This window comes from Pontibacter rugosus, assembly GCF_042678745.1.
Classification (GTDB): Bacteria; Bacteroidota; Bacteroidia; order Cytophagales; family Hymenobacteraceae; genus Pontibacter; species Pontibacter rugosus.
In genome coordinates, this window is the sequence record NZ_JBHTLD010000065.1 from 1 (window position 1) to 21,525 (window position 21,525).

At 47.8% G+C, this 21,525-nt stretch carries 17 protein-coding genes; 5 read left to right on the plus strand and 12 right to left on the minus strand.

Features of this window, described 5'->3' with window-relative positions:
• Window positions 1–64: 64 nt before the first annotated feature.
• The 4 genes from ccoN to hemN form a co-directional block, all read right to left on the minus strand.
• Window positions 65–2,251: a cytochrome-c oxidase, cbb3-type subunit I gene (ccoN, locus tag ACFQ2O_RS09070; RefSeq protein WP_377526055.1), complete on the minus strand. Its 2,187-nt coding sequence runs from the start codon at window positions 2,249–2,251 to the stop codon at window positions 65–67.
• A gap of 460 nt (window positions 2,252–2,711) precedes the next feature.
• The gene (ccoS, locus tag ACFQ2O_RS09075) at window positions 2,712–2,903 is read right to left on the minus strand and encodes a cbb3-type cytochrome oxidase assembly protein CcoS (RefSeq protein ID WP_377526060.1); all 192 of its coding nucleotides are present in this window, start codon (window positions 2,901–2,903) and stop codon (window positions 2,712–2,714) included.
• Window positions 2,904–2,978: 75 nt separating this feature from the next.
• Window positions 2,979–5,381 (minus strand): heavy metal translocating P-type ATPase, encoded by a 2,403-nt coding sequence (locus ACFQ2O_RS09080; RefSeq protein ID WP_377526064.1) that lies wholly within the window; start codon window positions 5,379–5,381, stop codon window positions 2,979–2,981.
• A gap of 991 nt (window positions 5,382–6,372) precedes the next feature.
• Window positions 6,373–7,749, minus strand: a complete 1,377-nt coding sequence (hemN, locus tag ACFQ2O_RS09085) for an oxygen-independent coproporphyrinogen III oxidase (RefSeq protein WP_377526068.1) — start codon at window positions 7,747–7,749, stop codon at window positions 6,373–6,375.
• Between the two features lie 260 nt (window positions 7,750–8,009).
• Here hemN and ACFQ2O_RS09090 point away from each other — a divergent pair, with 260 nt between their 5' ends.
• The gene (locus ACFQ2O_RS09090) at window positions 8,010–8,786 is read left to right on the plus strand and encodes a hypothetical protein (protein ID WP_377526071.1); all 777 of its coding nucleotides are present in this window, start codon (window positions 8,010–8,012) and stop codon (window positions 8,784–8,786) included.
• 61 nt (window positions 8,787–8,847) lie between these two features.
• Here ACFQ2O_RS09090 and cysK read toward each other — a convergent pair whose 3' ends face one another.
• The 5 genes from cysK to ACFQ2O_RS09115 all read right to left on the minus strand — a co-directional run bounded on the left by cysK (window position 8,848) and on the right by ACFQ2O_RS09115 (window position 13,681).
• The gene (gene cysK, locus ACFQ2O_RS09095) at window positions 8,848–9,765 is read right to left on the minus strand and encodes a cysteine synthase A (RefSeq protein ID WP_377526075.1); all 918 of its coding nucleotides are present in this window, start codon (window positions 9,763–9,765) and stop codon (window positions 8,848–8,850) included.
• Between the two features lie 18 nt (window positions 9,766–9,783).
• Window positions 9,784–10,617, minus strand: a complete 834-nt coding sequence (gene epsC / locus ACFQ2O_RS09100) for a serine O-acetyltransferase EpsC (protein ID WP_377526079.1) — start codon at window positions 10,615–10,617, stop codon at window positions 9,784–9,786.
• A gap of 134 nt (window positions 10,618–10,751) precedes the next feature.
• Window positions 10,752–11,450 (minus strand): hypothetical protein, encoded by a 699-nt coding sequence (locus ACFQ2O_RS09105; RefSeq protein WP_377526082.1) that lies wholly within the window; start codon window positions 11,448–11,450, stop codon window positions 10,752–10,754.
• A gap of 306 nt (window positions 11,451–11,756) precedes the next feature.
• Window positions 11,757–12,938: an MFS transporter gene (locus tag ACFQ2O_RS09110; RefSeq protein WP_377526085.1), complete on the minus strand. Its 1,182-nt coding sequence runs from the start codon at window positions 12,936–12,938 to the stop codon at window positions 11,757–11,759.
• A 245-nt stretch (window positions 12,939–13,183) separates the two neighbouring features.
• Window positions 13,184–13,681, minus strand: coding sequence for a hypothetical protein (locus ACFQ2O_RS09115; protein WP_377526088.1), 498 nt, complete (start codon window positions 13,679–13,681; stop codon window positions 13,184–13,186).
• A gap of 422 nt (window positions 13,682–14,103) precedes the next feature.
• Here ACFQ2O_RS09115 and ACFQ2O_RS09120 point away from each other — a divergent pair, with 422 nt between their 5' ends.
• Together ACFQ2O_RS09120 and ACFQ2O_RS09125 are read left to right on the plus strand one after the other, a co-directional pair.
• A complete protein-coding gene (locus ACFQ2O_RS09120) occupies window positions 14,104–16,089 on the plus strand; it encodes a peptidylprolyl isomerase (RefSeq protein ID WP_377526092.1) in 1,986 nt (661 codons plus the stop codon).
• A gap of 23 nt (window positions 16,090–16,112) precedes the next feature.
• The gene (locus tag ACFQ2O_RS09125; protein WP_377526095.1) at window positions 16,113–16,532 is read left to right on the plus strand and encodes a VOC family protein; all 420 of its coding nucleotides are present in this window, start codon (window positions 16,113–16,115) and stop codon (window positions 16,530–16,532) included.
• Between the two features lie 57 nt (window positions 16,533–16,589).
• On the opposite strand, the gene ACFQ2O_RS09130 is transcribed toward ACFQ2O_RS09125, so the two are convergent.
• Complete coding sequence (locus tag ACFQ2O_RS09130; RefSeq protein ID WP_377526098.1) at window positions 16,590–17,252, minus strand: thioredoxin family protein; 663 nt, start codon at window positions 17,250–17,252, stop codon at window positions 16,590–16,592.
• A gap of 210 nt (window positions 17,253–17,462) precedes the next feature.
• Here ACFQ2O_RS09130 and ACFQ2O_RS09135 point away from each other — a divergent pair, with 210 nt between their 5' ends.
• Window positions 17,463–18,416 carry an NAD-dependent epimerase/dehydratase family protein gene (locus tag ACFQ2O_RS09135; RefSeq protein ID WP_377526101.1) on the plus strand — a complete coding sequence of 318 codons (954 nt, stop codon included), beginning with the start codon at window positions 17,463–17,465 and terminating at the stop codon, window positions 18,414–18,416.
• Window positions 18,417–18,551: 135 nt separating this feature from the next.
• On the opposite strand, the gene ACFQ2O_RS09140 is transcribed toward ACFQ2O_RS09135, so the two are convergent.
• Both ACFQ2O_RS09140 and ACFQ2O_RS09145 read right to left on the minus strand, forming a co-directional pair.
• Window positions 18,552–19,481, minus strand: coding sequence for a DUF1684 domain-containing protein (locus ACFQ2O_RS09140; protein WP_377526104.1), 930 nt, complete (start codon window positions 19,479–19,481; stop codon window positions 18,552–18,554).
• A 102-nt stretch (window positions 19,482–19,583) separates the two neighbouring features.
• The gene (locus ACFQ2O_RS09145) at window positions 19,584–20,627 is read right to left on the minus strand and encodes an AraC family transcriptional regulator (RefSeq protein WP_377526109.1); all 1,044 of its coding nucleotides are present in this window, start codon (window positions 20,625–20,627) and stop codon (window positions 19,584–19,586) included.
• A gap of 33 nt (window positions 20,628–20,660) precedes the next feature.
• On the opposite strand from ACFQ2O_RS09145, the gene ACFQ2O_RS09150 reads away from it, so the two are divergent.
• Window positions 20,661–21,098, plus strand: coding sequence for a DUF6334 family protein (locus ACFQ2O_RS09150; RefSeq protein ID WP_377526112.1), 438 nt, complete (start codon window positions 20,661–20,663; stop codon window positions 21,096–21,098).
• The last annotated feature ends 427 nt before the right edge of the window (window positions 21,099–21,525 follow it).

Consider the following 21,525-nt stretch of genomic DNA (forward strand, 5'->3'; position numbering starts at 1 on the left):
GTTAGATGCTAGATTTTCTACAGTAGTTTTTAGGTCTAATGTCTAAAATCTAGCGTCTAGCATCTTATTCTTCCGTTTTCACTTTGATATCCGTACCCAGGCGTTGCAGGTAAGCAATCAGGGCTACTATTTCGGCTTCAGGTTTTACTTCGATACCTTCTTTTTTCAACTCGGCTGAAACCCCTCTTGCCTGCTCCATCAGCTCTTCGTTGGCATTGGCGATGTACTCATCCTCGTAAGGCACACCCAGCTTTTTAAGCACTTCCAGCTTAGGCTGTGTTGTACTCAGGTCTATCTCCTGCTCAAACAACCATGGGTAAGATGGCATAATAGAGCCTGGCGACATGGAGGTTGGATCCATCATGTGGTGGTAGTGCCAGGAGTGCGGGTACTTGCCTCCTATTCTATGAAGATCCGGACCGGTACGTTTTGAGCCCCACAGGAAGTTGTGATCATACACAAACTCACCTGCTTTAGAGTACTCACCGTAACGCTCTGTTTCTGACCTGAACGGACGAACCATTTGCGTGTGGCAGTTAACGCAACCCTCTTTGATGTATAAGTCGCGTCCTTGCAGCTCCAGCGAAGTATAAGGCTTCACACTCGCAATAGTTGGCACGTTAGATTTGATCACAAAGGCAGGGATAAACTCTACCAGACCACCGATGAGAATAGCAACTGTAGCGAAAATGGCCATTTGGGTTGGTCGCTTCTCAATCCAGCTGTGCCAGTGCCCGGCATTTTTGCTTTCAGTAGGTACCACTACCGGAGCCTCTGCTTTCTCGTTAGCAACCAGTTTACCAGATTTAGCTGTTTTCACCAGGTTGTACACCATCAGGAATACACCAGATAAGTATAAAATACCACCAATACCACGCAGGTAGTACATCGGCACAATCTGCAACACCGTTTCCAGGAAGTTAGAGTACTGCAGTGTGCCTTCTGCTGTAAATTGTTTCCACATTAAACCTTGTGTGAAACCAGCCCAGTACATCGGAATAGCATAGAAAAGTATACCCAGTGTACCTAACCAGAAGTGTGCGTTGGCAAGCTTCTTAGAGTGCAGTTGTGTTTTGTAGAGGCGTGGGAACAGCCAGTACAGCATCGCAAATGTCAGGAAGCCATTCCAGCCAAGAGCACCTACGTGCACGTGTGCTACGATCCAGTCAGTAAAGTGGGCAATAGCGTTTACGTTTTTCAGCGACAGCATCGGGCCCTCGAACGTAGCCATACCGTAAGCCGTGATGGCAACCACCATAAACTTCAGCACCGGCTCTTCGCGCACCTTATCCCAGGCTCCGCGCAGTGTAAGCAAACCGTTGATCATACCACCCCAACTTGGAGCAAGCAGCATGATTGAGAAAACTACACCCAGCGACTGAGCCCAGTCTGGCAGGGACGTATAAAGCAAGTGGTGCGGACCAGCCCAGATGTAGATAAAGATCAGCGACCAGAAGTGAATGATAGACAGACGGTACGAGTAAACAGGGCGATTCGCAGCCTTAGGCAGGAAGTAGTACATCAGCCCCAGGAATGGCGTTGTTAAGAAGAACGCAACCGCATTGTGGCCATACCACCACTGCACCAGCGCATCCTGCACCCCAGCGTAGCCAGAATAGCTTTTGAAGAGATTAACCGGCATTTCGTAAGAGTTCACAATGTGCAGCACAGCAACTGTTAAGAACGTGGCAATGTAGAACCAGATAGCCACATACATGTGTTTTTCACGGCGCTTGGCAATCGTACCGAACATGTTCCAGCCGAATACCACCCATACCAGCGTGATAGCAATATCAATCGGCCACTCCAGCTCCGCATACTCTTTAGAGGTGGTAATACCCAACGGAAGCGTGATTACCGCTGCCACAATAATAAGCTGCCATCCCCAGAAGTTAAGCTTACTGAGTAAGTCGGAGTACATGCGGGTTTTGCAAAGTCGCTGTAAGGAATAATAAACGCCCATAAAAATGGCGTTGCCCACAAAGGCGAAAATTACAGCATTGGTGTGCAGTGGCCTTACGCGGCCAAACGTAGTATATTGGTTACCCATGTTTACGTCTGGGTTCGCCAGCTGAAAAGCGATAATCACGCCTATCAGCATACCGGCAATGCCCCAGAATACAGTGGCTATACCGAAATCCCGAACGATCTTATTATCATAAAAGAACGTGTCGATCACACCTTTGTCCGGACCTTTCGGCACCACCCGGCTAGGCGCGTTTTCTAAGACTTCTGCTACATTAGTTGACATGTGCGGTGTCCTCCATTTTGTTTAAGTGTTGTATTTGATGTATTGATGATTCCGTTGACGGAGTGTGACTTCTGCTAGTATCAAATTCTGTATTTGAAGTATGGCATGGCTTAATTCACAATTCAAAATTCGGTAAGAATGGCCTCGAAAAAGATGACGAATGTCAACTGCGGGATTGATTGATATCAGTAGCAGCGGCAAGAGATTAGAAACAGAATAAGAGAAGGTTTAATACAACAAGTATAAGCTGATCAAGCAAAAAAAAGCTACTGCATGCATCAGCCAGGCGGGGCGTTTTACGGCTTTTATTTTGATGTTATTCTTTAAGTTTATCTCCTCTTCATCAACTTCCTTTAAGTATAGGACTTGCAATAGACGAGCAAAAATAAAAAGCCACAAGTATGGCGATGTTCATACTTGTGGCTTTTGAGGTTATAAAGCTGTAACAGGAAGAAAGCAGCTACACCGGCCGCTCAGTAGCCTTTTTCTCAGTTTTATTACTGCCCGGCCCCACTTCGTTATCGAACAGCATGCGTACAGCCGGAGTATACTCGTCGTCGTACTGGCCGGAGCGTACTGCCCACAAAAATGCTCCCAGGAAAAGTGCCGCAACCGAAACACTGATCGCTATCATCAAGAATATAATATACATGGCTTTTCAATTAAGAATGATGAATTAAGAATTAGGAATGACTGCTGTTTCGGAAGACCTCGCAGCGTGCTTCCATTACAACCCTGCCCTTTTTGCTGCAAATTTGACAGAGAGTGTGGCAAATACAATTACGCTTAGCGAGCTGATCGGCATCAGTATAGCGGAGGCGATAGGCGAGAAAAGCCCCTGCACAGCCAGTGTTAAGCCGATTACATTATACACCAGCGACACGGCAAATGTGGCCAGGATGATGCTCATCGTCTTTTTGGAAAAGGCCAGGAACTTGCTCAGCTTGTTAAAAACTGTCGCATCCAGAATGGCATCGCAGGACGGTGAAAAGTTGGTGATACTGTTTGTAAGCGCTATGCCTGCCTCACTTTGCTTCAGGGCTCCCGCATCGTTCAAACCATCGCCTACCATCAGCACCTGGTGTTGTCCTGCTTGCAAGGCCTGTATACTTTGCAGCTTCTGCACCGGTGACTGGTTGAATACCAGTTCGGCATCTGGCCCTAATAACTCTCGCAGCCTTGCCTCCTCATGGTTGTTGTCGCCTGACAGAACAGCTATTTTCTTATCGTTTAGGTCGTGGAGTATATTTATCAGCCCTTCTCTGTAGACATTGTAGAAAGTATAATACCCTAGCACCACCCCATCCAACGAGACATAAACCGTAGTTTTAAGCGTATCAGTAGCTTTATCAGCAGGCACACCCAGGAAAGCAGCAGAACCGACCCGCACCAGTTGCCCGTTTACTTCACCGCTCAGACCTTGGCCCGTATACTCTTTAAACTGCCCTACACGCAAGGGCTGCTCTTTTAAGCCTGCACTTATACGCTGGCTAAGCGGGTGCGTAGAGTGGCGCAACACTGAAAGTATCTTTCGCTCCTGCGCTGCTGTTAAAGCTTTGCCAGTATAGCTTACTTCAGCGGCGCTTGGTTCGGTCAGCGTACCTGTCTTGTCAAAAACCACCGTATCTATGCGGGCCAGTGTTTCAACCACAGATGTATTTTTAAGGTAGAATTTGTTCTTGCCAAACACACGCAATGTGTGCCCATGCACAAACGGCGTTGCCAGCGACAGGGCGCAAGGACAGGCTATAATCAGTACAGATGTAAAGGCGCGCATGGCCATATCCATGTCGCGCGGCACCCAGTAAAACAGTGTTCCGGCAGCAACAAACAGGGTAACAACTACAAACCATTTACCGGCTGTGTTGGCATATGTACCTACTGATTGTACTTCTCTTTTAGAGAAAGCACTATCGTTCCATAGTTGTGTCAGGTAGCCCTGTGATACTTCTTTCACCACCTCCACCTCAATGCTCTCCCCTACCTGACGGCCACCAGCATAGATCAGTTCGCCTGCCACTTTCTCCACTGGCTCCGACTCGCCGGAAACAAAGCTGTAGTCGATCATGGCCTGGCCGTTCATCAGCATGGCATCGGCAGGTATAAGCTCCTGGTTACGAACACGGATGCGGTCGCCCACTTTCAGGTTACGCACTGCTATAGACTCCTCCTTCTCCTCTTTCAGCACGGTAACTGACACCGGAAAGTAGGAAGTATAATCTCTGTCGAACGAAAGGGTATCATAGGTTTTCTGCTGAAAGTATTTTCCGATCAGCATAAAGAACACAAGCCCAGTAAAGGAGTCAAGGTAGCCGGGGCCGGTACCTGTTAGGATTTCATATAAGCTCACGCAGAACAGCGCCATCAAGCCCAGCGCAATCGGAAAATCGATGTTGATGAGTCGCTGCTTTAGACCTTCCAGTGCCGAGGTAAAGAACCCTCTTGCACTATAGAAGAAAACCGGCAGCGAGAGTACGATGCTTAGGTAACCGAAGAAAGAGCCAAATGTACGCTGTAATCCATCTGAGATAGCAAGGTAATCCGGAAATGCAAGCAACATTACGTTACCAAAGCAAAAGCCTGCTATACCTAGTTTGTAGATAATGGTATGGCTCTGTTTTTGGACTTGCTTCCCGTCTGTATCAGCTAGCGTAATAGCGGGCTCATAACCTAGCCGCGCCAACAGCGACACCACCTCCCGCAGAGAGGTTTGCTGGTGCAAATATGTAAGCGATATTTCTTTGCGCAGGAAGTTAACCGTAGACTCTGTAATGCCGTGATTTAGCTTAAACAGGTTCTCCAGCAGCCAGATGCAGGAGCTGCAATGCATCTGCGGCAAGTATAAGGTAAGCTTACAGATGCTATCGTTGCGGAAGTTGATCAGTTGCGCCTCCACCCCTGCATCATCGAGGTAAGCGAAACGCTCTTCAGCAACAGGTGCTTTGCCGGAAATACCAGGGTTCTGCTCTAAGTTATAGTAAGTACAGAGGTTGTTTTCCTCTAGCAGTTCGTAAACGGTTTTGCACCCGGCGCAGCAGAAGCTTTTGTCGTGTGCTACAATTAACTCATCCTCGCAGGAATCCCCGCAGTGGTAGCAAGTATGAACATTGGTTTGGAGTGCGGCTTCCATCTCAATTTTCTTTAAAGGTCTAGCACAAAGATAGATGAGCACTCAGCGATAAATGATGATGAGTGTCATTTACTATGTTGATTGATATCAATGCGACCGCAGGTGAGGCTGTTGTACATTTGTAATGTCAAACAAACGGTAACCGGCAGAGAGGAAGTGGCGGGGTGTTATCTTTTTGATATTGCTTTTGAGCAATTCTTCTTAAGAGATTTTTTAGAATTAGTTTAGTATATGGTGCTAATACGGTCTCTTGACCGTTGAAAAGCAGGTTACTTTGTAGCCTGCTTTTTTGGCGTTTAGGCTTTGGTCTACTATTTATTTACCTTTTGCTTATGTGCTGTTAACGGTACTCTCTAGCTGGTGCGAGCTTGCAGCTCGTATCCTATTATGGGGTAGAGCTTCCAGCTCTACTGGCTTAAAAAGCCATACCTGAATAGCTTACATTATACTTAATATGCTCCTGACCTTGTCTGGCGCAAGCGTCCGCTTGTGCCTTAAACTGCCTCGGCTATACTTCCATAGTTTCTGCTTCCTGCAACCTCATCCAAGCTATTCATTCTCGCTACCGCCTATTCTCCAGCTCGCAAATACCTACCGTTTCACTTCTTACTTTGGAGCGCTCACAGCTGGGGTAGGAGCCCTATATAAGCGGGGCCTCGTCTTGGACAAGGGCATTGCGCTGTGTAGCCTTCGTGCCTAACGGCTGCCGCTCGCGCGGCACCGGAACATGCACAAGGCGCTCAACCCAAGGACTGGAAACAGGTTCGATAGCTAAAGCTAACGGAGCTTAGACTAATTCCCCTCCTCGGAGGGGCTAGGGGTGGGTTCATCTGAACAGCTCTTACTACAGTGCTTATACTATGGAGATAGCAGTTACAGGTTATCCACCTTAGACAAGGAGGGGCCAGAGGTGGTTTAATCACAGCACCTGCATAGCAAAAGCCCCGGCTTAATAGCCGGGGCTTCCAAAACACATCACTATATCTTACACTTATATGGCTTTGCTGAATACCTGCTGCTCGGCAGGTATGCTTTGCTTTAGTTTCAGGTCGAAAAGCATACAGATGTTGCGGATAAAGGCTTTGCCTGTTTCTGTTACTTTAAGGTAGCCATGATCGAGCTCTACCAGCCCTTCTCGTTTCATTTCTTTCATGTCTTCAAAAGCCTTGTCTGTAACTAGTTCCATCAGTTGCTCTGTTAGCTCCAGTTCTCCTTTGCAGGCAACACTAAGTATAGCTTCTTTCAGCAGTAGGTCTTCTTGTGTCAGAAAGTGTCCTTTGAAGATGGCGGGCTCACCTCCTGAAATAGCTTCTTTGTAAGTCTCCACTTTTTTCAGGTTTTGCATATAGCCATACTTGGCATCGCTGATAGATGAAGTACCTAAACCCAAAAGCAAATCAGTCTGGCAGGTAGTATAGCCCATAAAGTTGCGGTGCAGCTCTTTATTTTGCATCGCCTTATAAAGCGTGTCCTGCGGCAAGGCAAAATGATCCATACCGATGTCGGTATAGCCAAGTGTCTTGAGCTTGCGAAGACCCAACTCATACAGCGCGCGCTTCTCTGCATTATCAGGAAGATCTTTTTCGGAGTAGCTGCGCTGCCCTGGCTTAACCCACGGCACATGTGCATAAGAGTAAAAAGCAATTCTGTCCGGCATTAGTTCTGCCACTTTATCAATGGTTTCGCTCACGCTTTGCTGCGTCTGGTAAGGCAGGCCGTAGATCAGGTCGAAGTTAACGGAGTCATAGCCGATTCTCCGGGCTTCATCCGTTACGTGCTTTACGTTCTCGAAAGGCTGTATTCGGTTGATCGTCAGCTGCACTTTCAAATCAAAATCCTGAATGCCATAGCTCACCCGCCTGAAGCCAAGATCGTAAAGTGTTTGCAGGTGTTCTGTAGTGGTATTATTCGGGTGCCCTTCAAAGCTGAATTCCTTTTCCGGGTGAAGTATGGCTCCAGCATAAATTCCCTCTAGCAGCTTGCGCAGGTTTTCCGGCTTGAAAAAAGTAGGTGTGCCTCCGCCCAGGTGAAGCTCCCGTATGATGGGCTTCTCTGAAAACTGATTTACGTATAACTGCCACTCAGCTAAAATAGCGGCTATGTAACCATCTTCTACGCTATGGTTTTTGGTGATGCGGGTATTGCAGCCACAATAGGTGCAGAGCGCTTCGCAGAAAGGTAAGTGTATGTATAAGCTGATGCCTTTGGTGGCGTTAGATTCTGCAAATGTATACTTCACTACATCCATCCAACGCTTTGCATTCGGCACTTCCTGGTCCCAGTAAGGCACGGTTGGGTAACTGGTATAGCGGGGTGCAGGCACATTATACTTCTGTATCAGGTATTCCTGCTGCTCATTCATCTTCATCTTCCAAAGCGGTTAATAGACTGCAAAATTCAGCAAAAGCCACCGTGCTCTGTATGATGATAGTCAGCCGGAAAGATGATACTGATCACTTCTATCGAAGTATTAGCTACTGTGGTTTGAAAGAGCTGCACCACCTCAAGCAATTTTTACGGATCTTGGAGAAAACAACTTGTAGCAAGTATAAACTGCATAAGAAATGGCATGTAAAGCTATTTCTCACGTATCTGTACCGAAACATTGCACCCATAAACCAGTACATCATGAAAAGTCTCTCACTCTTAAAGCTTCTCGTTTTTGGCTTCTGCCTTAGTGCCTGTAGCCATGCCAACTCCGACCTCGAAAGCAATACGAAAGCCCCTGACACGGCACCTCAGGATTCTGTAGCCGCAGGCACCGCCATTACACAGAACTGCCAGACAAACACACCACTGCTATTGCCCGCAAAAGAAGCAAACACAGATGCCAGCTTAACAGCTTACCTGCAAGAGTTACAACAGGCCGTGCAAACCCAGAATACAGCACAGCTCCAGCAACTGCTGGACCCAAACATCAAAACAGACTTTGGTGGCAACGGCGGCTGGAGTGATTTTAAAGCTAAATGGCAACCCGAAAACAAGACGTCAGAAGTATGGCTGCTCCTCGATCACCTGCTACGGCTGGGGGGCGGCTATCCTTTGGAGGGAAACACTTCGCTGTATGCCCTGCCTTACGTGTACAGCCAATGGCCTGATAGTATAGATGCTTTTGCACATGTGGCAGTGGTGAGAGATGGCACTGTGCTCCGTGATCAGCCTGACACTAACGCACAAACTATTTGCACATTAGACAGAATTATACTTCAAACAGACTATGAAGCATCTTACCCGCAGGGGCAAACGGCAGAGAAGAAGGAATGGTGGTCGGTACAAACCATAGATGGCCAGTTGAAAGGCTACGTTAACCACACCGATGTGTACAGCCCTGTAGCTTACCGTGCGCTCTTCAACAAAAACAATAAAGGCAAGTGGCTCATGACTGCTCTGGTGACTGGTGATTAAAAAAAAAGCTCCTGCCAAGGTATGGCAGGAGCTTTTTCAAATATAACTTTATGTATAGAGGCTATACAAACAAGCCTTCTACAGAAAGGTAACGTTCGCCTGTATCGTAGCAGAAGGTAAGTATTTTTGCTCCCTCTGGCACGCCCTCCCCAATTTGTTTGGCCACAGCCGCTAACGATGATCCTGATGATACACCAATAAATAAACCTTCTTCACGGGCTGCACGGCGTGTATAATCAAATGCCTCATCAGCCTCTACCTGAATAACCCCGTCAAGTATAGCGGTATCCATAATGCTAGGTATAAACCCTGCACCTACTCCCTGGATTGGATGCGGCCCTGGCTCACCTCCGCTTAGCACCGGCGATGCAGCAGGCTCTACAGCGTATACTTTCAGCTTAGGAAAACGCTCTTTCAGCACCTTCGCCACTCCGGTAATATGCCCTCCGGTACCTACACCTGTTATCATATAATCAAACCCGTCCGGGAAGTCACTTAGAATTTCCTGAGCAGTGGTATCAATGTGCACCTGCGTGTTTGCCTCATTGTCGAACTGCATCGGCATCCAGGCATTTTCTGTTTCCTGCACCATTTCTCTGGCACGCTCAATGGCTCCCTTCATGCCTTTCTCACGCGGCGTCAGTTCCAGCTTTGCACCGTAGGCAGCCATCAGGCGGCGGCGCTCAATAGACATCGACTCCGGCATTACCAGTATCACCTGGTAGCCTTTTACGGCAGCTACCATGGCCAGGCCTACACCTGTGTTTCCTGAGGTAGGCTCAATGATCACACTGCCTTCTGTCAAATTGCCCTTGCGCTCTGCATCCTCGATCATAGCTAAAGCAATGCGGTCTTTTATGCTTCCGCCGGGGTTGCTTCGCTCCAATTTCATCCATACTTCTACATTTTTGTTGTAGAGCTTGTTGATGCGCACGTGCGGCGTGTTACCGATAGCTTCTAATACTGTATTGGCTTTCATATGTGTGTTCGGTTTAGTTTAGATTGAAAAATTGATGGTATCTGCTGGCTCAGCTGAGCGTCTTACGTCTATCTGCGGACGGTGGTAGACGCGCGAGTAAGGGGGCACGCTCTCCGTTAGCCACACATTCCCCCCAATTATACTGTTTGATCCCACTACCGTGTTACCTCCTAGTATGGTAGCGCCTGCGTAAATCACCACACCGTGCTCAATAGTTGGATGGCGTTTAATGTTGGCCATGGCTTTGTCTACGCTCATTGCTCCCAGGGTTACCCCTTGGTATAGCTTTACGTGATTACCTATCACACAGGTCTCTCCTACTACAATGCCAGTACCATGATCAATGCAAAAGTGCGTGCCAATCTGGGCTCCCGGATGAATATCAATGCCTGTTCGGGCATGGGCGTACTCTGTCAGCACTCTCGGAAATAATGGCACCCTAAGCTGATATAGTGCATGCGCTAAACGGTATATGGCTACCGCCTTGAAACCAGGATAGGTACGAATCACTTCTCCCGTACTTTGTGCGGCAGGGTCTCCGGCGGCAATGGCCTCGGCATCCATCCCCAGCAAAGTATAAATATGCGGTAGCTCCTGCATCATGCGCTCTGCCACCTCTGCCGCAGGCATTGCCAGTTCTGGCTCCATACTCATCAGAATGCGCATTAGGTCTTCTTTCAGCAGGGCGGCAAAGTTTTCCAGCTCTTGTTCTGTTTCGAACCGCTCATCTGCCAGCGGTGGAAAAAGCAGTTGCAACACACCTTCTGCCAGCCTACACATAGCAGAGGCAGGTACGTGGTGCTTCGCTTTTTGATGGCTTTCAAAGAGGGTATGGATAAATTGGCTGTTCATGTTATATGGTAAAACGAAAGCGGCAAGTTCGTGTTTTAGGCTTAACAAAAAAAGACGGCACTTGTTAGGCAGTACTGCCTATAACAAAAAAAGGGAGCCTGTTTAGGCTCCCTTTTCTCTTAATCTGTTTATTTCTACTCTCTGCAGAATTCAATTACATCAATAGCTCCTCCACCGGTACGGGTACTGTTGGGCCCGAATACTACACGTAGTTTTACGACACCCGGGGTATCGATACGCAGCCTTGTCGCGCCGTAAGCACCAGTAACTGGCAGTGCCATGGTTTTGATCACTTTATTCTTCTTACCGATCAATTCTATTTTAGAGTCTGCTTCATCAGCAGTGATATCCAGTACATGTATGCCTTTCAGTTCGATGCTGCCCATGGCAGAGAAGTCCAGTTCGATGCGACCGCCTTTGGTATAAAGTTCGTTTACATCACCTTTTGCTTTTCCTAAAGTCAGCACATCTCCCATTGGGCGAATAGCGGCAGGACTTGGTGTTTTAAAGGCCGCGTTGTTAGCATCAGGATTGGTAGTATTAAACATAAGCGCACGGTTTTGCTTATGGTAGTCGCCTTTGTTTTTACGATACTGCCCCATGATGCGCACAGGCGTGTTTTCGCTATAAACAGTTGCTGCAGCTCCTTTATCATACGTTACAGGTGTGGCAGCGTCAAACTCGATAATTTCGCAGCTGGTTGGATCTGTTCCGAAGTTCTTGCTCTGAGTAACAGAGATCGGGTTGACTTCTGATTCTTCGGCTTGCTCGCAGCTTAACAACACTACACCAGACAAACAAAGGGCAAGGGCTTTAAAAGTAAAATTTTTCATACTACACTTTATATTTTAGTCAGAATTTGCACGCAAGGCACAGTTCTAGCACATGGCCCACTCTATGAGCCTCTTGTAACACTACCATCAAAATGAGATTGAATTACTTGTGAATGCGGAAAAGAACTGCTGTTTGCGGGGTTTACGGCCCTTATCTCGAAACGGATGATAAAGTGTAGTAGAATTTAGTAAAAATATATACCTATATAATCATGCCTGAAATATAAATTATAGCTTATTTTTAAGCAAGCAGCCACATAAAAGCAGTTAAAGCACCATAGCTACAGGTTAAAAATGTTTAAACATTTATACCGGCTCCAGTACGTGCTCCCGCTTCACGAGTAGCACCAGGTACAGAAAAGCGATCAAAGAGAATATTGCCGCTGTCCAGAAAACTAACGCAAAATGGCTGCTCTGGTTTCCGTAAAGCCAGCCTGAGCTTAACGCGCCTACTCCTATACCTGCTTCCAGCGCAATATACATGGTAGCCATGGCACGCCCTCGGTGGGCATCGTGGCTTAAATCGATGGTCCAGGCATAGATGGTGGGCGAGTTCATGCCTGTCGCTATGCCAAAGAGTATGCCTGCTAAAAGCAGCTCTGTAGCCGTGGAAACCATTCCTATTACCAGCATGGCCAGCGTAAGCAACCCTGTACTTACACGTAGCACCAGCACACGTCCATACTTATCAGATGCTTTGCCAGCCAAAAAGCGAATAGCAAGAGAGGCCAACGTAAAGGAGGTAAAAAACAGCCCTTTATTGCGGATACCCAGGTGCTCACTGAAGTCAGGTATAATGGTGAGTATTGTGCCAAAGGAGAAGGCAGTAAGTAGCATCACCAATGACGGTGCCAGCACACGGGGCTCCAGTACCTCTTTGCGTGAAATACGGAGCAAGCCCAACCGAAAGGGCACCGGGTTCTGCACTGTCTCCTGCATATGCCATATAACCGCTACCGACAGAAAAGCCGCTGCCGACGAAGTATAAAACATCACCTCAATTGGAAACTGGCTGGAGATAAAACCACCCAGTGCCGGACCAGCAGCCATACCCAGGCTGCCGGAAAGCCCAAGCAGACCCATAGCCTCACCTCGGCGCTCCACAGGAACCACATCGGCCACGTAAGCAGATTTGCCTGTAGGCGTGAAGCCAGTCGAGAAGCCATGCATGAAGCGCAACAGCAGAAAAGCAGCCACCGAACTAACCAACGGATACATAAACCCGGCAGCCACGCACACCACGCCTCCTACCACCATAACCGGTACGCGCCCGATCTTATCCGCCAGCATACCACTAAAAGGCCTCGAAAGCCCGGCAGTTAAGGTGAAAAGAGAAATAATAAGTCCTTTGTATTCGGCTCCTCCCAAACTACTCAGGTAATCGGGTAGCTCTGGTATGATCATGTTAAAGCTGGAGAAAAAGAGGAAGGAACTCAGGCAAAGTAATCCAAACTGAAACCCATACACTCGCTTTATCTGTACTGCCATTTTCTATACTTCTGTTTGACTTTTTTATCAGGGATAGCTCCGTTTATTTACCTGCCAAGTATAAATGAAGGCGCAGGTACTGCTCTAGCAGCACCTGCGCCTTTAATATTGTTATACAGAACAATGTTTATGATGATAGCCTCTACGCCTATAGTATAAATAGTGCTTACGCACCTAAGAGCAAGGCCCTGTATGCAACAAAGGTAAAGCAAAAGTATGAGATGCAGGAACTGCTTTAGGCAAAGTTATACCTGCAGGGCTGGTGCTTGAAAGGTCTTGAGTCCGTTAACAGGAAGGTTGTGGTTAAGAGCCGCTAAATGAAGGCTGCGGGATACATGCCTGGCTACCTCAGGTTGCTGAATGGCTTCCAGGCGCAAGTGAAGTCGTTTCCCAGATGTAAGCTCAAATGAGATAAGGGACCAGGAAATTTCAAGTGCATTCAGATCTTTCCAGTAAATCTCTTGTATGCTGCCCCACAAAGTTAACCTGTAGGCAATTCGTTCCCTGTTCATAGAAAAGAAGGCATCGTTAAACCGGAAAACATCAGCCCCAAAAGCAAGCATAAACCCTCCGATCAAGATAAGTAAGGCACTGGCAAAAGCCCACTCTTCCCGGAAAACAGGTAGCCACAGAAACTCACGCAACAGGGCATATCCGCCGCCAACTGTAAGAAACGCTCCAGTTAGCAGCAGCGACTTTTTCGTGGATTTTAATGATTTATTTGGGTAAAGATTTATGTACATATACTAGCTTATAATGCAACCTCTCAACATGCACTTTAGTCCGCTACCGCATTTAGATGGTGACTACTCCCAAATACTCTTTTCAGAAACCTGGAAGTAGCGGAACAGTACCTGTTATGCTTCTTGGCAAGTGTGGATAGCAGTAACTTTAAGTATATACCTATCACGCTAAGCTAAATTGATGAAGCCAGATTCATTTTCAACAGGTCTGGCAAATAAAAAATCAGGTGTAGCTATATAGTTACTTCACTAACCTTAATTTCAATACAGCATCAACTTGATAAAGCACAATAAAATCGAACTATATCAGCCTTTTTCCTTACTTACGTCTAAAAATATAAAATTAATTCAGTTTAACAAAATTCTATTCGTCGCTGCTTTCCACTCATTTTAGTAACTTAGGCTTGCAAACAAACAGAGATATGAAACCTTACCACACCTGGCTGCTGGCGCTTGGCACACTAGCCTCTTGCCAGTACCTGCCTCTCAGGCAATCAGCGACTCCTGCATCACCATCAGCAAATAAATTCTGCGATACCACCTTGCAGCACATTTACACGCTGCAAGACAAACGCAACACAACTGAGCTGTTGCCATACCTGAACCATACTTCTACTGCCTATCGAAAGCAGGCGGCACTGGCTTTTGCCTCTGTGCAGGATACGCTGGCCATACCTTCACTCCAAACACTGCTATCAGACCCTGAGATAAATGTGCGGGAGGCAAGCGCCTACGCATTGGGCCAGATTGGACATAGCAAAGCTGAAGATGCGTTGATTCGCCATGTACAGCAGGAACAAAATCCGGAAGTACAGGCCGAATTACTTGAGGCTTTAGGAAAAGTAGCTACTACTAAGGGCGTTGACTTTCTGGCCAAGTATAAGGCGCCTAACCTGACGGCTTTGGGAGGCCAAGCCTGGGGATTATACCGTGCAGGAGCCCAACAGCAACATACACCGCCAGGTGTAGAGAAAGCAGCGGCATTATTGGCCCCTACTAACCCATATGAAGCCCGACTGGCAGCAGGCCAATTCTTGGCTCGCACACCAAAGCTTGACCTGACACTATACCGACAGCAGCTCCTGAACGCAGCCACCTCTGACCCGACACCTGAAGTACGTATGGCTGCCACACAGGCTTTAGGCAAAGTAAGGGCAGTAGATAAGGCTCAGATTTTATCAACGCTGGCGCAAAGCGATCCAGATTACCGGGTGCGCCTCAGTGCCGTAAGAGCCATGAATGGGCTTGACTTTGAGGATATCAAACCGGCCATACTTGCTGCTTTGCAGGACCGCAATATTAACACAGCTGTAGCTACTTCTGAGTTTCTATTGAGCAACAGCGCTGGTATACCCACAGAGCCGCTGCTGCAGGTGCTGCCCAACCTACAGGACGCCCGGGTTCGCAGCAATGTGATGTGGGTGATCCTTAAAAACAGCCAGCCCCATAGCCGTACCTTTTTGAACCAGCGCTACAAGCAGCAGTACGAAAACGCACGCACACCTTACCAGCAAGCACATCTCATTAAAGGACTCTCTGGTGACATCGAAAATTATAAATACATAGCCGAGCAGATGTTCTCTGCCCAGCAGCCCGTTGTAGCCACAACTGGTATGGACGCTCTGATCCTGATGCGGCAACAACCAGATTTCCCGCGAAGGTTGGAGAGCGCGTTTGCTGACATATTCCAACGTGCCGTGGGTACTGGTGATGTGGCACTAGTGGGTATGGCCGCCGCTGCGATTAGAGACCCTAAACTAAACTTGCGCAACCAGTACCGCAGCTTTGATTTTCTGACCCAGGCACAGCAGAAACTTCAGTTGCCCCGCGACATGGAAACCAACATAGAACTACAGAAAGCGATTGATTACCTGAGTGGTAAACAGGAAAGCGAAACGCCACAGAACCCTTTTACGCACCCGATAGACTGGGCCTTAGTACGCACCATACCGGCAGACCAGCAAGTGCTGCTACGTACCGAGAAGGGAAATATCACGCTGGAGTTGTTTGTGGAAGATGCTCCGGGCACCGTAGCAAACTTTGTAGAGCTAACCCGGCAAGACTTTTTCGATAACTTATACTTCCACCGGGTAGTTCCTAATTTTGTGGCCCAGGGAGGCGACAAGCGTGGCGACGGCTGGGGCAGCTCCGACTACTCTATCCGTTCTGAGTTTGCCCCGCTTAACTACCGCGAGGGATACTTAGGTATGGCTTCCGCAGGAAAAGACACCGAAAGCAACCAGTGGTTTATCACGCATGCTCCTACACCTCACCTGGATGGCCGCTACACAATTTTTGCAAGAGTGATAGAAGGAATGGATGTGGTGCACCGCCTGGAGGTAGGAGATAAAATTGTGGACGTAGAGCTGCTCCAACAAATGCCTGTTGCAGCAGGAGCCGCTAGGTAGTTTATCTACAAAGCACTATTTAGATGAAAGAGCAATGGTCTGATATACTACCTGTAGCACAAGTACGCTTAGCCCGCCCTACAGATAAGCTGCAGGAGGTGGAGCGCTTTTACTGTGATGGTGTCGGCTTAAAGAAGTTAGGCAGTTTTGAAGGACACCAAGGCTATGACGGCATCATGATTGGATTGCCTGGTTTACCCTATCACCTGGAATTTACGCAGCACGAAAACGGTAGCCCCTGCCCTGCCCCTTCTAAAGACAACTTGCTGGTGCTGTACATACCCGACCAACAGTGTGTAGAAGAGATAGCGCAGCGGCTGGCAAAAGTAGGCTATCCTGAAGTGGCTTCTGAAAACCCTTACTGGCTAAAGCATGGTGCCGTGACCATAGAAGACCCCGATGGCTGGCGACTGGTGCTGATGCCTACCAACGGCATAGGCTAAAAAGAAAGGCGACACGCTAGCGCGTCGCCTTTCTTTTTTATATAATCAACTTTGTTATTACGAGCAGCGGGCCACGTTCACATCAGCGGGAGCAGTAAGCTCTGACCAGTTACTGATCAGCTGCTTTAGCTCTTCCTGAATGGTGTTGCTCTTATCTTTAGCATACCAGCCATGCAGCTGCTCAGCCATCTCTTTAAAAGGAACATCATTTGCTTTTGCCTGCTGCACTAGCTCCTGCGCAGGTACAGGGCGCGGGCCCCAGGTGCCGAGAACCTGCATGGTGTTGGCATCAAGGGCGATCAGCTTAGGAATAGAGCGGCCACCGTTGGTCAGGTACTGGTCCATCAAGGCTGGATTTTCATCGCGCAGCAAAAGCTTCAATTCAATCAGAGGAGAGGCATCAGCCATTTTAACGATAGCAGGCAGATTTTGAGCCGCGTCACCACACCATGCCTCCGTCAGCACCACCCAAATCATCTTTGTCTGCACACTCAGCAATACCTGAATCACCTCATCGTGCAGTACTGCGTTTCGCTCCATGCGGCGCATGCGGTGCATGTTCAGGCGCGTGTACTCCACCATTTCTTCAGAGTGATTGGTACCAGTCGTTTTGTTTTCTGCCAGTAGCATATCGATCTGGTCGCGGTACTGTGTATAGCTTAGTGCGTTTTCAAGTTGTTCGTTTGTGATAGTTGATGTTGCCATTATGGTATCTGTCATATTATTTATCTTATTTCTGTCAATATCTTACTAATTGCATATTACAAACCTGCTCCTGCAATAGTTCCGCTACGCGACTTACCGGCTTCGGAGCCGCTGCAGCAAATTGAAATTGTTTTGCGCGATTGGTTAAGTGGTTTGCGGCATCTGTCAAGTATAAAACATGTTGGTGCTCCTACCTTTGCTTTATACTTATTAACCAGAGCAATTATGGCTAACAACACCTCCAGATTTTTAGTACTCGGCGGAACAGGCAGTATTGGCTATGCCTTTACACAGGAGCTTTTGCAGCACCAGGAGCAGGTAACCCTACTGGTACGAAACAAGCAGAAGGCGCAAAAGTTATTTGGTGCGCAACCTGCGTTACAGCTGATAGAAGGAGATGCGCAAGACGTAGATCTGCTGCAACATTTGGGAGCAGAAGCGACGCACATCTTCCATGGAATAAATTACCCTTACGAGAAGTGGCAAAACAACATGGAGCGTGTAACGCAAAATGTAATTGAGGCCGCAGCCATAAACAAATCTACTATTTTTTTCCCAGGAAACATATATAATTTTGGATTAATTGATGTCATCACGGAAGAAACGCCTGTTAACCCTACTACTAAAAAGGGAGCCATCAGGGTAAAACTTGAGCGGATGCTGCAACAGGCATCGGAGCAGGATACGTGTAAAGTAATAAACCTGCGCCTGCCCGACTTCTGGGGTCCAAACGTTGTAAATGAAGGCATAACCCCTATTTTCAAAGGAGCACTTGCCGGCAAACCGATGCCCTGGCTTTATAGAAATGACATTCCACACCAACTGGTTTATACACCTGATGCAGCCCGGGTATATTACGAACTGGCAAAGCTACCTCAGCTGCAGCCATACGCGGTTTATAACTTTGCCGGGGAGGTGGTGCCAAGTATAAAACAGTGGCAGGCACAGATCGCAGCAGTCGCAGGTACAGTAGCTACATATAAACTATATCCGGGATGGCTGTTTAAGGTGATGGGAGTCTTCTCTCCGGGCATGCGTGAGATCAGCGAGATGGGTTATTTATGGCAGCACACGCTCCTGCTAAACGACAAAAAGCTATACTGCGCCCTGCCTGGTTTCCGGCTCACCCCTATGCCCCAGGCAATAGAAGAAACGTTGGGGTGGCACAGAGGGCAATAGTGAACCAAGCTGAATATCAGGTTCCCCACTGCGCAAACAAGAGCCTAGGCTAGCAAACAACCAAGTACAAAGGTGTATGCCGCAAGTTTAGCACAACCACTAAACTTGCGGCAGCGCAATGTATTATCAAACCTTCTAATGCTCACCTTTCTCGCCTGCGGTAATGGCTATTGGCAGAAAATTCTGTTTAGGGGGCAGTGGGCAGGTGGCAAAACCCGTAAAGGCACAAGGCGGACTGTAAGCCTTATTAAAGTCGATGGTGGTCTTGCCGTCTGCCCCTGGTTTTGGTATGTATAGATAACGGCCGGAGCCGTAGGTTTCGGTGCCATTGGTTTTATCAGCAAAGATGATGAACAATTCCTCCCCTTCCTCCAGCACATCGAGGCGGTGCTGCTGCCCGTTAACAGTGAACACCACGGCCCCCGGCGATGGCTCTTGAGATGTTTGCCCCAGCACATTGGTGATGGCTATTCTCTTGGGCAGTGGATTTTGTTCCAGCCTGGCCTCCAGTTTCCACTCCGGCTGCACCGTGTAACGCTCAATACCTGTAAAGTTGCTACGGGCCTCACTTTCTGCATCCCACAGGCGTACGCCATACTTATCGCCACGCTTAATGATTACCCATTTCAGCGGGCCGTGGCGCATTTCGGGTGCGTGCTCCACCTCAGAAGCATACACAACTGCCTCCTGCTGCACAGGCACACTATCCAGCAAAATCTCAACGCCTCTGCTTACCTGCAGCTTTACTTTATCATCCTCAAGTATAAAACCACCTGCCTGCTCAGCTATTTTTCCAACCGGAAACACGATGGCATTGCCCTTGCCACTGCCAAAGGTGTTCTGCCCTGGCTCTAACCAAAACAAACCCGACAAGGCAAGCCAGCTATCCGCTGCCTGCAGGTTTTGTACCCGCTCCGCATGCCATTGGTTTATACTTGCCACATAAGCTGAGTCAGCTTCCATTTTAGTAACGGCTACAGTTTCAGTTTCTCCTTTCGGGTTGTTTTGTGAGCAGGCAGAAAGTATAAGCCCCGCCAGCAAGGCCGCAGCCATAGTGTTTCTCATATCAGGTATCGAATTCAGCGTGCAAAGGTACAAACTCTGAACTGGAGCTGTAGCCTCATCTTCCTACTCCCTTTTTTAGAAGCTCTTTATGCCAAAACTGCTTTAGATTTTATGCCTAACATTTTGAAGTTCGAAGCTACTCTGCCGGTAAACAACCGGAGGCACACCTGTCCATTTTTTAAAAGAGCGGGAGAAAGCGCTTGGCTCCGTAAAGCCGAGCAGATAAGCAATATCAGCAATGGTATGCTGGCTGTCTTGCAGGTGCTTTACAGCAATTTCTTTTCGAACCTCGTCTAGCAACACCTGGTAACTTGCTCCTTCTTCTTTCAACTTTGTTTGAAGGCTGCGCACGCTCATAGCCAACCGCTGCGCCACTATATTTACTGTCGGTTCTTCGCCTTTCAGCAGCTGAGCAATCTCGCGCTGAACCCGCTCCCGCACAGTTTTGGGCTCGTATAGTTTCTGCAGGTACTCCTGTGCATACTTCTCAAACAACTGGTTCAGCTCAGGGTTAGCCGTTACAATAGGTAGTTTCAGGTAGGCTGCATCAAAGACAAGACCGCTTTCCGCTGCATTGAATACTAACTCCGCTGTGGCAAAAATCCGCTCATGCTCGGCTGTGCTTTCTGGCTTTGAGTATGAAAACAGCACCTGCTTAAACAGCACCGGCTGCCCCAACAGCGCAGCAAAAGCATTTTTATAAGTCACCAGTTCAGAGTCCAGCGCATTGCGCGGGTACTGCAACGCATGGCTTATTACCTGTAACTTCACAAAGGCTTGCTGCCCCCGCACCTCCAGGCTTGTTTGGATAGCGCTGCATACAATGTCCTGGTATTTACACAGCTTCTGCAACGACTCCAGCAAGGTGGCTGCGTTCATCATCACATAAGCAATTGTGCCCATAGCAGTAGGGTTGATGGCTTCGGCAACGTGTAAGGCGAGATCAACATCTTTTGTGGCGGCAATAGAGGCATTCCATAAGTCCTGCACCATCTCCACCGAAATACGGGCGTTTACGTCCTGCATCAGGCGCTGGTCAAGCCCTATCTGCTCACAGATAGCAGCCACATCCTGCCCCTGCTGGCGCAGCACATGTAGCAAAAGGCCTACCGACTGCGCACTAAGCGAATAAGCTTCCTGAGTCATAGTATAGAAGTATGGTTTCTGTAAAAATAAGTATTGCTGACACAGCACAGCTATGGCAAGGCAAAGTATAATTTTATACCTTCGGATGAAATGGAAAACGCATCAGACTTAGACGAACTAACAGGAAAAGAAGTAACCAACGCCTTTGCACTGCATAGCCTGGAGCACGCCTGGCTGGAACAGGTAATTTTTCAGGTTGAGGAGAAATATTTAGTGATCGCTGTGGATGCAGATTATGACGAAGTGATTGTTTCTGTACTTCCTGCCCTTGATTTCAGGCTGATAGACCAGCAGTTCAGCAGAACGCAGATCTCTAACCAACGCAAAAAAATCAGTGCTATCTGGCGCATGACCAACCAGCGGGGCTACGAAGATGGCTTTCAGCTTGAATTCGACGATGTAGCACAAACTAATGTGCAGCTACTAGCAGAAGCCTCCAGCCTGGTGTTAACTATCTTTAATAAGCGCTGATAAAGCATCAGTACTAATAAATTTAAGTATAGGGGCAGAATTTTCTTTTAGAGCTTGTTTACATTTCGTTTCTGCAAGCGAAAACTGAATGAAAAGGGATCTGGCAAAGCGGTTTTAGAGCTTCATAGCAGCGCTATGGGGCGAGAAAAGCGTGAAGACAGGTTCCTTTTCAGGCTTTTGCAGCGCAAAGCATGAATTTTAAACATGCTCTAAGTATGATAAGTACCTGTCACTTTGCAAGAAGCTTGGTAGTAATAGAATCCTCGGGAGGTTAAACTTTTGCAACTTGCGGGGGAAGTGCCCCTCTATCAACAAGATCCTTTCAGGATAACAAAATAGGTTAAACCAAATTTGCCGAGTACTTATCACCTTTACTTCCTAAAACTTGAAGTATAGATCTATCATTAAGGCATCATACTTACCCTAG

What these genes read in the sequence shown, in the direction of transcription:
- ACFQ2O_RS09140 (WP_377526104.1), bottom strand. Translation starts at nt 19,481, where the DNA reads ATGAGAAACACTATGGCTGCGGCCTTGCTGGCGGGGCTTATACTTTCT.
- ACFQ2O_RS09120 (WP_377526092.1), top strand. Translation starts at nt 14,104, where the DNA reads ATGAAACCTTACCACACCTGGCTGCTGGCGCTTGGCACACTAGCCTCT.
- ccoS (WP_377526060.1), bottom strand. Translation starts at nt 2,903, where the DNA reads ATGTATATTATATTCTTGATGATAGCGATCAGTGTTTCGGTTGCGGCA.
- hemN (WP_377526068.1), bottom strand. Translation starts at nt 7,749, where the DNA reads ATGAAGATGAATGAGCAGCAGGAATACCTGATACAGAAGTATAATGTG.
- ACFQ2O_RS09130 (WP_377526098.1), bottom strand. Translation starts at nt 17,252, where the DNA reads ATGACAGATACCATAATGGCAACATCAACTATCACAAACGAACAACTT.
- cysK (WP_377526075.1), bottom strand. Translation starts at nt 9,765, where the DNA reads ATGAAAGCCAATACAGTATTAGAAGCTATCGGTAACACGCCGCACGTG.
- ACFQ2O_RS09105 (WP_377526082.1), bottom strand. Translation starts at nt 11,450, where the DNA reads ATGAAAAATTTTACTTTTAAAGCCCTTGCCCTTTGTTTGTCTGGTGTA.
- epsC (WP_377526079.1), bottom strand. Translation starts at nt 10,617, where the DNA reads ATGAACAGCCAATTTATCCATACCCTCTTTGAAAGCCATCAAAAAGCG.
- ccoN (WP_377526055.1), bottom strand. Translation starts at nt 2,251, where the DNA reads ATGTCAACTAATGTAGCAGAAGTCTTAGAAAACGCGCCTAGCCGGGTG.
- ACFQ2O_RS09125 (WP_377526095.1), top strand. Translation starts at nt 16,113, where the DNA reads ATGAAAGAGCAATGGTCTGATATACTACCTGTAGCACAAGTACGCTTA.
- ACFQ2O_RS09110 (WP_377526085.1), bottom strand. Translation starts at nt 12,938, where the DNA reads ATGGCAGTACAGATAAAGCGAGTGTATGGGTTTCAGTTTGGATTACTT.
- ACFQ2O_RS09135 (WP_377526101.1), top strand. Translation starts at nt 17,463, where the DNA reads ATGGCTAACAACACCTCCAGATTTTTAGTACTCGGCGGAACAGGCAGT.
- ACFQ2O_RS09080 (WP_377526064.1), bottom strand. Translation starts at nt 5,381, where the DNA reads ATGGAAGCCGCACTCCAAACCAATGTTCATACTTGCTACCACTGCGGG.
- ACFQ2O_RS09145 (WP_377526109.1), bottom strand. Translation starts at nt 20,627, where the DNA reads ATGACTCAGGAAGCTTATTCGCTTAGTGCGCAGTCGGTAGGCCTTTTG.
- ACFQ2O_RS09090 (WP_377526071.1), top strand. Translation starts at nt 8,010, where the DNA reads ATGAAAAGTCTCTCACTCTTAAAGCTTCTCGTTTTTGGCTTCTGCCTT.
- ACFQ2O_RS09115 (WP_377526088.1), bottom strand. Translation starts at nt 13,681, where the DNA reads ATGTACATAAATCTTTACCCAAATAAATCATTAAAATCCACGAAAAAG.